This window comes from Rheinheimera sp. (assembly GCF_965283995.1).
GTDB lineage: Bacteria > Pseudomonadota > Gammaproteobacteria > Enterobacterales > Alteromonadaceae > Pararheinheimera.
Genome location: NZ_CBDIQG010000001.1, coordinates 3683263 through 3696778, shown reverse-complemented (window position 1 = coordinate 3696778; position 13516 = coordinate 3683263). Strand labels below are relative to the sequence as shown.

General features: G+C 53.5%; 11 protein-coding genes. 5 read left to right on the top strand and 6 right to left on the bottom strand.

From position 1 onward, the window contains the following. Positions 1-28 precede the first annotated feature (28 nt). From ACQ66Q_RS16560 to ACQ66Q_RS16550, 3 genes are read left to right on the top strand one after another with little or no spacing between them, the layout of a single operon-like run. Entirely contained in the window at positions 29-472 is a 444-nt protein-coding gene (locus ACQ66Q_RS16560; RefSeq protein WP_430457806.1) for a GNAT family N-acetyltransferase, read from the top strand. 40 nt (positions 473-512) lie between these two features. Further along, positions 513-1247: an FMN-binding negative transcriptional regulator gene (locus ACQ66Q_RS16555; protein ID WP_430457805.1), complete on the top strand. Its 735-nt coding sequence runs from the start codon at positions 513-515 to the stop codon at positions 1245-1247. Further along, the gene (locus ACQ66Q_RS16550) at positions 1244-1771 is read left to right on the top strand and encodes a GNAT family N-acetyltransferase (protein ID WP_430457804.1); all 528 of its coding nucleotides are present in this window, start codon (positions 1244-1246) and stop codon (positions 1769-1771) included. The genes ACQ66Q_RS16555 and ACQ66Q_RS16550 overlap by 4 nt, the downstream gene beginning before the upstream one ends. A 104-nt stretch (positions 1772-1875) precedes the next feature. Here the strand turns inward: ACQ66Q_RS16550 and ACQ66Q_RS16545 are convergent, their stop codons facing one another. The 5 genes from ACQ66Q_RS16545 to ACQ66Q_RS16525 form a co-directional block, all read right to left on the bottom strand. After that, a complete protein-coding gene (locus tag ACQ66Q_RS16545) occupies positions 1876-3816 on the bottom strand; it encodes a DNA topoisomerase III (protein ID WP_430457803.1) in 1941 nt (646 codons plus the stop codon). A 101-nt stretch (positions 3817-3917) separates the two neighbouring features. Continuing rightward, positions 3918-4364, bottom strand: coding sequence for a hypothetical protein (locus ACQ66Q_RS16540; protein WP_430457802.1), 447 nt, complete (start codon positions 4362-4364; stop codon positions 3918-3920). Between the two features lie 166 nt (positions 4365-4530). Continuing rightward, entirely contained in the window at positions 4531-4932 is a 402-nt protein-coding gene (locus ACQ66Q_RS16535; RefSeq protein WP_430457801.1) for a hypothetical protein, read from the bottom strand. A 41-nt stretch (positions 4933-4973) separates the two neighbouring features. Next, the gene (locus ACQ66Q_RS16530; protein WP_430457800.1) at positions 4974-5597 is read right to left on the bottom strand and encodes a hypothetical protein; all 624 of its coding nucleotides are present in this window, start codon (positions 5595-5597) and stop codon (positions 4974-4976) included. A gap of 327 nt (positions 5598-5924) precedes the next feature. Then, positions 5925-7304 (bottom strand): Gfo/Idh/MocA family protein, encoded by a 1380-nt coding sequence (locus tag ACQ66Q_RS16525; RefSeq protein ID WP_430457799.1) that lies wholly within the window; start codon positions 7302-7304, stop codon positions 5925-5927. A gap of 349 nt (positions 7305-7653) precedes the next feature. Between ACQ66Q_RS16525 and ACQ66Q_RS16520 the strand changes: the two genes are divergently transcribed. Both ACQ66Q_RS16520 and ACQ66Q_RS16515 read left to right on the top strand, forming a co-directional pair. Then, a complete protein-coding gene (locus ACQ66Q_RS16520; protein WP_430457798.1) occupies positions 7654-8655 on the top strand; it encodes an alpha/beta fold hydrolase in 1002 nt (333 codons plus the stop codon). 1 nt (position 8656) lies between these two features. Beyond that, a complete protein-coding gene (locus tag ACQ66Q_RS16515) occupies positions 8657-9826 on the top strand; it encodes an RNA polymerase sigma factor (RefSeq protein WP_430457797.1) in 1170 nt (389 codons plus the stop codon). A 73-nt stretch (positions 9827-9899) separates the two neighbouring features. Here ACQ66Q_RS16515 and ACQ66Q_RS16510 read toward each other — a convergent pair whose 3' ends face one another. Continuing rightward, positions 9900-13502: a leucine-rich repeat domain-containing protein gene (locus ACQ66Q_RS16510; RefSeq protein WP_430457796.1), complete on the bottom strand. Its 3603-nt coding sequence runs from the start codon at positions 13500-13502 to the stop codon at positions 9900-9902. Positions 13503-13516 lie beyond the last annotated feature (14 nt).

Here is a 13516-nt window from a genome sequence, read left to right as displayed (position 1 = left end):
ACACCAGCCAGTTTTTCAGGAGATTTATATGCATCCCACCACCAACCAACATTTCACCACCACCGGTGTCGCTTTGACGATCGAAGTGGAGCCCTGGCAGCCGGAACGACTGGATGAATATCTGGCGCTGTACCGCTCGTCCGGTATCAAGCGGCCACTGGCGGACAGCGCACGGATGGCACGACTGTTCGCCGGTGCCAATCTGACACTAAGTGCCCGTATCGATGGCACATTGGTCGGGCTGGCCCGTTGTTTAAGCGACGGCGCTTTTGTTTGTTACATTGCCGATTTACTGGTGGCCGGCGATCTGCAGCACTCAGGCATAGGCCGGTTATTGTTACAGGCAGTTGCTGAGCACAGCGGCCCAGAGGTTCAACAACTGCTGTTAAGTGCGCCGACTGCGATGGGTTATTACCCCAAGGTTGGCTTTCAGTCCATCAGCAATGCTTTTGCTGTACAGCGTCAACAATAGATTTTCAATATCTGCACAGAGCACGCGCCAGAGGTTACCAATGACTCCGACTTACACCCCAAGCCATTTTTTGCTGGATGATCCGCTACTGATCCGGCAGTTTTTGCAACAGCATTATTTTGGCTTGTTGCTGACCGCAGATTTGCAGCTCAGCGCACTACCGTTTTTGTTTGAATGGGATCAACCCACTGGCCTGACTGGCAAGGTGTATGGCCATATGGCCAGACAAAACCCGCAACTGCAAGGCTTGCAGGATGGCGATAGCGTAAAGCTGGTGGTGCAAGGCCCACATGCTTATGTCGCTGCAGAGTGTTATCAACAGCAGCCGCAGGTGGCGACCTGGAATTACAGTCTGGTGGAAGTAAGCGGCAAAGTGCAGTTATTAGATCCCAGAAGTACGCTGGCGTTAGTGCGCAGACAACAAACCAAGGCTAATCAAGCATTACCGCAACAGGTTCAGGATGGGTTTGTCAGCCTGGCGGCGGGCACTGATGCTGTGGCAGCGAGCGGGCGCCAGAGCAATCTTGCCTATGAAAAGCAGCTGTCCGCTGCCATTACTGGCTTTGTCGTCAGGATCGAATCACTACACGCCAAAATGAAGCTGTCACAGAATAAAACGCCGGCATCAAGGCAGGATGTGCTGCAATTTCTACAACAATCGGAGCACCCGCAAACCGTTTGGCAACTGATGCAGGCTCAGGGCTTGCTCGCTGCTGAAGCAGCAGTAAACACGCAGAACCCAGCGCTCGGTTCCACAAAAGGAGCTGTAATATGATTAAAGACGACAATCTGGCGATCCGTTTTATTACCCGGCATGACCTGGCAACATTGGTGCCGCTATTAAATGATCTGGAATTGCGCGGCGAGTATTTGCCCGGCGCTATCACCTCGCCCAGAACCTTTGAGAAAAATTTTGAAATCGACGGCCTTGCCAATGACCGCCATGAAAAACTGCTGATCGTCGATCAGGACGACACCATCCTCGGCATCATTTGGCATTTCAAGTCGGTGCCGTATTTTAATGCCCGCGAAATTGGCTATACCGTGCTGGCACAGACGCAGCGTAACCGCGGCATTGCCACGCGCGCCGTGCGCTTACTCAGCCAATATCTGTTTAATACTCTGCTGATCAACCGGCTGGAAATTCGGATGAATACAGCCAATCTGGCCTCGGAGAAAGTCGCCATCAAGTGTGGCTTTACCCGCGAAGGCGTGGCACGTGGTGCCAATTTTGTGCGGGGCCAACATGTGGACATGGCAGTCTATGCACTGCTGCGCGAGCAAGCCATGCCTGCTTAGCACGCGATGACTGCTCAGTGCACGGACACAGCAAACCACGGTTAGATCTGCGCGCATGCCGGCAGGCAGCAAACGACAACTTTAAGTGTTGGCAACAGCGGATGTTAAGCCTGTGACCTGGCCTGCTTCCGCGCAGGATATTTTCTCTTCCGCTGTGGAGATTTATGTTGCCCCAAGCCATGCAGTGCACTGAAGTTTTGCTTTTGACTATCCACTTCCAACAGCAAGGTTTTTAGACCGTCGGTCAGCGGCAGCATAAAGTCGTTATAGCGCAGGCGTTTCTGGCAGATCGCTTCTAATTGCGCTTCCCAATGGGCGGTCATATCAGGCACTACCATGCGCTCGGGTAAGCTGTTAATCAGCTGTTTGCCAATCTCGGTCGCCCGAATGTCTTTGCCTTGTTTGGTCAGGAACTGGCGTTTAAACAACAACTCAATAATGCCGGCCCGCGTCGCTTCTGTGCCCAGACCGTCGGTCTCCCGCAGTACTTTTTTCACTTCAGGATCTGTCACATAGCGGGCAATGCCAGTCATGGCCGCTAATAAAGTGGCATCGGTAAAATACTTCGGTGGGCTGGTTTGTTTTTCGCTGAGCTGCGCATCGATGCATGTGCCCCGCTCGCCAACCTGCACGTATGGCAATTGTGTCTTGGCGAATTCCGCATCCAGTCCGGTTGTCTTTTCGCTTGCTAACAGCGCTTTCCAGCCCGGCGCCAGCAGCGTTTTTTGCCGGGCAATAAACTGGCCACCAGCAATTTCGACGTCAATTTGGTGCTCGGCGTAGACAAACGGCGGATAAAACTGCATCAGATATTGCCGCGCAATCAATTCATAGATTTGTCTTTCGTCATGACTGAGTCTGGTCGCATCCATGCTGGTGGCTGTTGGAATAATGGCGTGGTGGGCACTAATTTCAGCATCGTTCCAGGCCTTGCTTTTCAGCGCCAAATCGGCCGCACTGATAGCGCTTGTAAGCGCAGGTGCTGTCTTGCCAATCGCATCAACCACGCCGTGTCGCTCCGCAAAATGGCCGGTCGGTAAATAACGGCAATCGGAGCGCGGATAGGTAATTAACTTATGTCGTTCATACAGTTGCTGGCAAATATCGAGGGTTTTCTGTGCATTGAGATTAAAGCGTTTCGATGCGTCAATTTGCAGTGCCGACAAACTATAGGGCAAAGGTGCATGTTGTTTTTTCTGATCTTTGGCCACTGCGGTGATGAGGCTGGGTTGGCCAGTGACTTTTTGCACCACGGTCTCAGCCAGTTTGCGCACCAGCACCCGACCGTCTTCGTCCCTGTACGGTTCACAGGCATCGCTCGGCTGCCATTTGGCGCTAAATGTTTCATTTTGCTGCGTTTGCACCGTCACAAACACTTCGTAAAACGGTTTGCTGACAAAATTTTCGATGTCGGCATCGCGGTGCACCACCAAACCGAGCACCGGCGTTTGCACCCGGCCAATCGACAATACGCCCTGATAACCAACATCCTGGCCCAGCAGCGTGCAGAGCCGGGTCATATTGATGCCGTATAACCAATCCGCCCTCGCCCGGGCTAAAGCTGAAGTTGCCAGTGGGATAAAATCGCTGTTGTTGCGTAAATTGTTCAGTGCTTTTTGGATAGCAGCAGGGTTCATGTCGTTGATTAAACAGCGCTTTGTCATTTCACGCTTGGCCTTGCTGACCCCACTATAGTTGATCACCTCATCAACCAAAATCTGGCCAACGCGATCGGGATCTCCCATATTAACCAGCAGCCTGGCTTCTTTAATTAACTTTTTAACGACGCTAAATTGCTTGCTGGTTTCCCGTTTTATTTGCTGCTTCCATTCCTGTGGAATAATCGGCAGGTGCTCTTTTCGCCATTTTTTGTAGTCTGGATGATAGGCTTCCGGCTCGGCTTGTTCTAATAAATGACCGATACACCAGGTCACCACATCGCCGTTGCCGACCTTGATAAAGCCATCCCCTTTTTGCTGCGGTTTTGGCAACACATCGGCCACAGCGCGGCCGACACTGGGTTTTTCTGCGATGTAGAGGATCATGGCGGCGGTCCCGGGGGCTGTTGATGTTGCTGGTCATTCCCTGCGTGCGTTTGGCTACTGCCGATAGCGCTAAAGCACCATGTCTGCAGTGCTGGGTAAACTTAGCCCCCGCTATTTGTCCTGGTATTCCCTAACTGATAGGTCGCCGTGATCTTTGGATTGGCCGACCAGACCGGATCGGAATGGAATACTGTGCCCCGGATTTTGCTGGTCACATTCAGCTGCAGGCTGTCTTTGCCCGTGCTTTGCCATTGCAAACTAAAGCCAAGTTGCTCCGGATGACCATCGCTGGCAAACAGATTGCCAGGGCCATCGGCCAGAATACCGTCCTTCACCAGAATGGAAATGTTGCTGCTAAAACCAGGCGCTGTTGTGCAGCTGCGCACAAACACCACCGCGTTAAAACGTCCGTCCGGTGACGCGACTTGTTGCGTGATAGCGTTCGAGCAAGGTTGCGCCGTGGCGGCAAACATCCAGGCGGTCAGCCCGCCCAAAATCGCCAGCGGTGCAACCACAAACAATCCAATATCTCTGACAACCTTATGCATGCGCTTTCCTTCAGATGATGGCAACAAAACGGCGTCATTACATGTCAGGCCGCAGCCAAAAGCAAGCCTGATGACTGCGTTTGCATATCTGAAGCGGGCGTTAGGCAAGTTGGATCAGGTGCAATTCGGTAATAAAACTGGCGAGTTAAACCGAACTAAGATTGCTCTAAAGTTCCGGATCACACTCAAAAACTTCATAGTGCCGCCAACGCAGGAAAAGCCGGCCGCATTCGAGGAAAATGTCAGCATTGTCACTAGATGGGTAACAAAAATCGTCCCAGTACTGGCAAAAAGTTGTCCATGGCATCGATAGCGCCAGATCAGCACGCCAAACGACAATAACCCGTGGCGATGATATGTCCAGTTGCATTAACCATTGGCGGGTCGTGTCATCGTTATCCGCAACAAAACGGCTGAAATCGGCTACAAGAACTGATGGAATATTGTTGGTCAGTAACAGCACCGACTGCAGGTCTAGCGGCTGAAGTTCTGTGAGGATGTGATCTGGCAGCTTTGCATGTGATGATTGTGTCCATCGCCACGTCAGCGGGAATTCACTAATATCCATCTTGTCCTCCTTGTCCATTTTTCCCGGTCTGACTGTCTTTATTACTCGGTATGATCTGTGCGAATTCGCTGACTTTGCCGGTTAAACACCAGACTAAATACCAGTAAAAAGGCGACATAGAAATACGCACTCAGATATAAGATTTCTCTCATTTGCGCTTGCATGCTGCGAAGCACCTGCCGTTCTTGCTGCATCACTTCGATGTTTTTTGCATATAAGTTTTTGTCCGCCGCCGTTGGCTGATACATGACACTTTGCCCGTTCGAATCTTGGTAAATAATGGGCTGACCGGACTCGTGGTAAATCGTTATCGCGACAATCTTTCGATCTTCCGGGGTAGGTAGCGAGAGCGCGGACAACGACATATCCTGCGGTAATCTGGAATGGCTCGCAGATACCAGCATCTGCCCTGCGAAATACAGCCCAGTGTAGCCAACACCTAACATCGCTGACTGCGCGACAAATATCAGTAGAAAAACGTAGACATGCCTGTGTAAGTCAACATGGTAAAGGCTTTTGGCCAACCCGTATGGCACTAATACACCAAGCAGAACAAAAGCCGGCCATTGGATGTACCACGCAGAAAAGTATGCGGCAGAAAAATGCTTCAAAGCCCAAGGCAATAACCATAAAACCAAACAAATGCCTGATAGATATTTCAACATCTGCGCACTTCCCAGTTGATGGTTTCTCAAAAGAATATACGAATCAGTTATTTAAACAAGATGGCAAACCAATCGGGGCGTAAATCTGAAGTTCGCAGATGAAGACGGGCATCATGTTGAAACTGATGCGCCAGGAATTAATGGCAGTTAGCCGGCGTGGACTGCAATGAGCGAATTGCAGTCATCGAATATGGATACTGTACGGCGACGCTTCGCTTGCCGGTACCTACGATCTCAATTAGCGAGTAGGTACGCGCAAGCGCAGCGCCGCCGTACACATAGTCCCCGTAAATTTACGAGTGTCCGCAACTGGCACAAAGCGCCTGATCAGCCGCCAACAATGCCGAGCGGCTTGGTTTTCTGCCATAACCCACGGGTGAAATCGGGGAAATCGCGGCTGTTGCCGCGGTCGGCGACTGAGGCGACCGACAGCGGTAATACCGCGGACCAGGCGGCGCCGTCGTAGACGTCCTGATCCAGTGGCTGCGCGTTACGCAGGCAATAAATCAGCCGCCAGCACATCAGGAAATCCATGCCGCCGTGGCCGCCGTTACGCTCGGCTTCACGGCCCATGCGTTGCCACAGCGGGTGGTCGTATTGCTGGTACCACGGAGTCATATCCAGGTCCCAGTCGTGATAACTGCCGCCGCGACCACCGTTTTCCAGCGCAATGCGATTCGGGAAACCGGCAAAAGCGCCGTTGGTGCCCTGAATGAGGTTATGCCGGCTGTAAGGCCGCGGCGTGGTGGTGTCGTGCTGCAGCATAATAGTTCTGCCCTGCACCGTTTTGATGATGCTGGTATTGATATCACCGCAGGTGTAGTTGATTTGGTTACGTGGATGGTCGGCCGGAAATTCGCGTTTGGCATACGCGGCGCGGCCGATCGCCGGCGAGCTGACTGAGTTGATAAAATCAAAGCGGTCGCCACGGTTGATGCCCATGTACTGCGCCACCGGGCCTAAGCCGTGGGTCGGATACAAATTACCGTTTTGCCGCGCTTCTTCAAAAGTGCGCCATGAACCAGTTTTGCGTTCGATCTCTTTGATTTGCCAGCGTAATTCGTGAATATAGGCAGCTTCGCCATGCAGCAGTTCACCAAACAGTCCCTGACGCACCATGTTCAGCACCATCAGCTCGTCGCGGCCATAACAGACGTTTTCCAGCATCATGCAGTTGCGCTGGGTGGCTTCGGCGGTGTCGACCAAATCCCACATTTGCTCCAGTTCGAGCGCCATCGGCACTTCGACAAAGGCATGTTTGCCGGCCAGCAGCGTGGCTTTCGCCATTGGGTGATGCAAAGCCCATGGCGTGGAGATCACAACAATATCGACATCCGCGCGCGCCAATAACTGGTGGTAGCTATCCGGGCTGTCACCAAAATAAGCTGGCTGCGGTTTGGCCATTTTGTCGAACAGGCCGCGCGCGCGCTGCAGCGTTTCAGGATCTGTGTCACAAATCGCCGTAATGCGCGCGCCTTCGATTTGGCTGAAATGGCTGATATAACCCACGCCACGCTCACCAACACCAATCAGGCCAACCCGCACTTCGGCCATTGCCGGCACCACCAGCCCCATCACCGATTTCCCTTTCGCCGCAGGCGCCGCGCCGGCCGGTTTAGCGCCTTGCTGACTGCAGGCGGCAGCGACACCCAGTGCCGCGGTTGCGATAGAAGCTTTCATAAAACTGCGCCGGTCGAAGCTGGCCATAACTCTCTCCTGTGATGGGTTTTCAGCCAGTGTTGCTGCGGGCAAAGCTACCGCCGGACCTGACTGTTTTTATCTTATGATGGCCTTGGTATAACACAAATAAAAATACATTGAAATACTTTCGATTTGTTTCGATATGAATTTGCGACCAGTGCATGAACCGCCAGACGATTGGCTTACCAAGCTAAAATCACACCGCCTGGGCGGCCAGCCCGCTACTGCTTTTGAGATGACCCCAGAAAAATAAACTTGTTTAAATTCATAAGAATAAAAATTATTTTTAAATTTTTTGTCACAGCAACTGAAGTTGACGGCACTAGGAGATATCACCAATCGCAAGGAGTTCAACATGTTCAAATGTGCCAAATCTTCCAAAGCCGCCGGTCTGTCGATGATCCCAACTATTTTGATGGCGGTGTTTGCGGCGAACCAGTCCGGTCATAGTAAGGCTGCGACGCCAGTCGCCGTGGCCGCCCCTGTCGCTGTGACAGCGCCGGCAACCAGCCGCCAGGTAACAACCAGCCCACGTAGTTTTAGTGTGGAAGTGATTGGTCAGGGCCGGCCGGTGATTTTAATCCCGGGTCTGATGTCCGCACCGTCGGTGTGGCAAAGCACTGTTGATGCACTGAAAGCAGACCATCAGCTGCACTTGATCCATATCGCCGGATTTGCCGGCAAAGCGCCATTCACCAGCAAAAACCAACAAACAGAACAAGGATCGCTGCTGCAAACTGTGCAACAGGAATTACTGGCCTATATCGAGGCAAAGCAGCTGCAACAGCCGGTGCTGATTGGCCATAGTCTGGGTGGTTTTCTGGCCTTTGCGCTTGCGAGCAAAGCGCCGGAGAAAATTGGCCCTATTGTCTCGGTGGATGGTCTGCCATATCTGGCACCGGTATTTACCCGCGACCCGGCCACAGTCCCTGCACAGATGCAGGCTCAGGCGACGCAAATCAGCATGCAATATGGCGGCATGACACAGGCGCAGCTGAGTCAGGCGGCCGCACAAGGCCTGTTTATTCAAGCAACCAGCCCGACCGCGCAGCAACAAGTGCTGGCGATGGCGGACCAGTCAGATCCGGCGTCTGTGGGCCAAGTGATGGCGGAACTGCTGACCACCGACTTACGTCCGCATCTGGGCAAGGTCAAACAGCCGGTGTTGTTATTGGGCGCCAGCGGGGCCTTACCGCCGCAGGCGCAGGCTGGCGTCAAAGCACTGTATCAGCAGCAACTGGAAAAATTACCGGCGGCACAACTCGACATCAACCCGCAGGCAAGGCACTTTATCATGCTGGACGACCCGGCCTGGCTGAATCAAAAAATCCGCAGCTTTCTGCAGGAGGCAAAATAAGATGGATCACAGCATCGAATTACAGTTAATGCCTGACGTGTTAGCGGCACAACAAGGCGACATGGCCGCTTATCAGCGCCTGATCAGCCGCTGCCGCCAGATGGTCAGCAGTATTGCGCTGGCGATTGTTAAAGACTTAGACCGCAGCGAAGATATCGCGCAGCAAGTGTTTATCCATGTCTGGCAACAACTGCCGCAACTGCGCGAAGCCAGCAGTTTTTTACCCTGGATCCGGCAAATCACCCGCTATCAGGCGTTTCACGGCCTGCGTGACCACAAAGCGCGGCGTGAGCTCGATAGCGATGATGCCGACACCGTGCTGGCCGAATTTGTTGACCCGGACGCCAACCCGGAGCTCTGGCATGGCCGGGCCGAACAAGCGCAGCTGCTACAGCAATTTCTCGATGCGCTGCCGGCCGAGAGCCGTGAAATTTTGCTGCTGTTTTACCGCGAAGAACAATCCAGCAGCCAGGTGGCGGCGCTACTCGGCATCAGCGAAGCCAATGTACGGAAAAAACTGCAGCGGGTGCGGGAATCGCTGAAAGAACAATGGTTAAACCGCTACGGCCAGCTGATTTTATCAACGGCGCCGGGACTTGGTTTCTCAGCGGCATTAACCGCGGCATTGGCCAGCGCCAGCCCGCCAGCGGCGGCCATGGCTGCCGATCAGCTTGTACAAACCATGGCGCATTCTGCCACTCAGGGGACCACTCAGGGCACAGCTTTAGGCCCACTGAAATTGCTGGCCATACTCGGTGGCGCCGCCATCGGCGCTTTACTGGCAATCGCGGCGGTGTTTTACGGCATGAAACCGGCGATAGACCGCGCTGACAGCGCAGAACTAGCAACGCAACTGCGCCAGCTACGCCGCCGCACTATGGTCTGGATGGCGTTGTTTGGTCTGTGCTGGGTCGCCGCCTATGAGCTGACGCAAAGCGCCTGGGGGCCAATCGGCTGTATGACGATGCTGACGTTATTGCTGCTGAGCACGCAGGTCCAGCTCAGCCGCCTGCTGGCGCCACAACAAGCCAGAGAACGGGCGGCAGATCCGATCAAAGCAGCGGCAACACAACGCCGGCAATGGCTTGGCTGTGTGATTGGCACCGTGGTCGGCATCGGCGCCGGCTGGGCCGGCATGATTGCCGGATTAATCGCTTCGGGACGGCTTTGATCGCACGCTGCGTTTTTTTCGAACCCAAAGCACAAAGCCGGCATTGCGCCGGCTTTGTTATCCCTGCAACTGCTTAACGTGCCTGACGGAATTCCTGCACTGACAGCTGCTGACGCCAAATCAGTCGCCAGTCACCACCCGCTGGCAGCGCGCTGCTGTCGCGGCAGAATTGGCCGGCCGTTTCATTCAATGCCAGCACTGTATCTTCGCCGTTTTGCTGGTGGATCACGCTCAGTGTCGCATCTTTGCCGGCCGGCCAGCTCACACAGAGCTGATTGGCGCTTTCGTCCAGCTGGAAGTGACTTTGACTCTGTTGCTGCTGATATTGTTTTTGGCTGGCGCTACCCGCCACCACAGCGGAATTTTCCTGCACCGCCAACAACACGCCACTGTGCCAAATCTCAAAGCGCTGAATCGTCATCTGCGGCAGTTCAACGCTGAAATGGCGCTCTGATGGGTCGGTCGGATGGTCTACCTGCAATAGCTGCAGGTTAAATTCAAACCAGCTGCCTTGCTCGTTTAACACCCGGATGCTGTAACCACTGGCTGCTTCGCTGCGTGGCGCCCGCGACAACGGTACTAAGGTCCGCACCTGCACAGAACTGCCCTGTAAGGTGCCGGCGAGGTATAAAGCGCTGCTGCTTGTTTGAGCCTGTACCACTGCTTGCGCTGGCGTCGGGAATGCTGCCGGCGGGTTCGTTTGCACAAAATCCTGTACCGCCGCCACACTGTAATCCGACACATGTTTAGGCCCACAATACGACATCAGGTCTTTATGATCAGCTGGCGACATCCAGCCAGTTAAAGTTAAATCCAGCCCGACGGAGCCCATGCTGTTGACCGGGTACGGATAACCGTCATCCGGTCCGGACGGATTGCCGCATCCGACATGCTGCCGGCCAAAATTATGCCCCAGTTCATGGGCCAGGATCTCGCCATTGTCACTGTCATAGCCGACGGCAATAGGCGCACCTATGTAGCCTAAACCGCCACAGCAATTATCGCCCATCTCAGGTTTAAAATAGCCGTAGTAGTACACGCCTTCACCTTCGATCCGGCGCAAATCTGCCAGTTCAGGCAGCATCACATAAGCGGAGGATTTAGTGCCGCCAGCTTTCAGTTGATAAGGCGCCCGAGTGCGTACATCTATCTGACTGAATGGCCAGTATGTACGGACGGCATTTTTGACAGCATTGACATCTGGCAGTGTCGCCACCTGGTCACCAAGCTGAAATGGCACGATGCGGATCGCTAGTGGCCGCGCCGGCGCAAATTGCGGCGCATAAGTCCGCACCAGCTGACCATCCTGTAACACCTTGATTTGCAATCCCGGTTTCATCCAGTTGGCCGGAATGATCGCCTGATAGGCATCGGTCAGACTACGATGTACTTTGCTGGCGGGTAGCTTTTTCGGTGCTGCAGCATCCAACAGTTGGTTACTGCCGTTCAGCTGCAAATCGAGTTGGAATTTCGGTAACAGCGCCGGGCTTTGCGCTGCTGTGACATGTAAACGCAGCAGACCATCACGCTCAGCTACCAATAAAGGTTTGGTGGAAATAGTGATTTGGCTTAAATCCAGACTTTGCAGCGCGGGTTGTGCCGGTGCAGTTCCTACTTCGGCAAGCTTTATCAGTTTTTCACCACCGATCCCGTTATCAAACCAGATAGCCGGGCGGAATTGGTCGGCCTGATGGCCGCTGTAGGTCGCGGTGCCCGTCGCAGCACATGCCTGCAAAGCTGAGGCTGCGGTGCCAGGTAGCTGGTCATCCTGATCCAGATATAATGCGCAATGCACCGGTGAAGTGTTGCCACTGATCTGCCAGCTGTATTGTAAAGTGCGATCAACCACTTGCGCCTGCACACTCAGGTTAGTGCCCGTCAAAGTATCAACACAATCATTGCGCTTTTCGCTACCCAGAACCAGATTTAACCCTAATCTGGTTTGTAATGCTTTTAATTGTTCCAGATGGCGGGAATAGCCGGTTTGATCGATACAACCAGAGATTTCAAGAGTCGCTGATTGCGCCAGCGCCAGATCATTCAACATATCCAGATTTTGGATCCGGCTACTTTTTAATGACAAAGAAGTCAATCTTGTGACCTGACGCAGCGCACTAAGATCTGTCACTTCAGTACCGGACAAATTCGTCCCCCAAAGATTGGCCAGATTTTTTAATACCGACAAATCCTGCACTTTGCTGTATTGCACATCCAGATATCGTAACGGAGCCGCGGCCAGCGGACTTAAGTCGGTCGTGGCGCTGAACCACAAATAAAAATACTCCAGCGGCATGCCTTGTAACGGGCCTAAATCAAGCACGGCTTTATTGCTAAGCCCAAGTTCTCTGAGCTGCAGGCCACGCAAAGGAGATAAATCCTGAGCCGGCGTATCGAATAACCATAATAACCGTAAGTTTTTCAGCGGGCTCAGTGGTTGAAAACTAGTGATTGGGTTATAGCCCAAATAAAGTTCCTGTAATTTAGTCAGGTACTGCAGTGGGGAGATATCAACCACTTTATTGTTTTGGATCCGCAGATTTGTCAGACCAGTCGCATACTGTAAGCCCTGCAGATCAACAACCTGACCCGCAGACACCACCAGCTTCGTCAGCTGTGCCAGCTGCAATTTTGTGATAGCCGTACTTTCATCAATGCCAAGCTGCTGCCGCACAGTTTTATCTAATCCAGCATCCGGAAACACCACAATGGTGTTGTCGTTAAACTTGGCCTCAACAGTACAGGCGGCTGTGACAGGCGCTGTGGTAAACACCGCGCCTTGTAATTTGCCGCCACAACCGGTGGCGGTGGTGATATCAAAACCCGGGTCCGGCAGCAGCGTCAGCTGCAGGCTTTCGCCGTATTTTACTTGTGGATTTGATTGATTCAGCTTTCCGCCGCTACTGGTTGTGGTCGTGACCTGAATCATCGCCGGCCCAAACACCGCGTCCACTTTACAATCTGCGGTAATAGCACCGGTGCGGTAAACCTCGCCCTGCAACTGACCGTTACAGCCGGTAGCGGTATTAATGGCAAAACCAGTCGTTGGTTTGACCGTGACCGTGGTGGTGTTGCCATGCTCAACTTTTTGTGAGGCGGGCGTCACGGTTCCGCCGGCATTGGCCGCAGCACTGACGGTATAACTGAGTTTTTTGAAACTGGCGTTGACTTCACAGACGGCCGTGACAGTGGCGACACTATAGATGTCGCCATTCAGACTGCCGTTACAACCGGCCACCTGGTCAATCTGATAGCCAGTTTGCGCTTTGACCGCCCACTCTGCTTTATCGCCATAAGCCAAACGCTGTTCGGCTGGTGTGATAGTGCCACCCGTGCCGGCTTTTGCTGTGAGCAGGAAGTTTTGCTTTTTAAAGCTGGCGGTGACAGTACAGGCGGCATTGACTGCCCCTGTGGTGTATTGATTGCCAGTGAGACTGCCAGCACAACCGCTGACGCTGTCAATCTCATGACCTGTCGCCGGGCTGACGGTGAATGTGGCGGCCGCCCCCTGCCGAACTTGTGTGCTGGCCGGGCTCAGGCTGCCACCGGCGCTGGCCTGCGTTGAAACCAAATACTGCGGCACTTCCGGCGTCACCGGCGCGGAACTATCACCGCCTCCACCACCACAACCACTGAGGCTTATAAGCCAACCCAACGCCAAAATTCTCTGGTACTGCATGCAGCTCTCCGTGC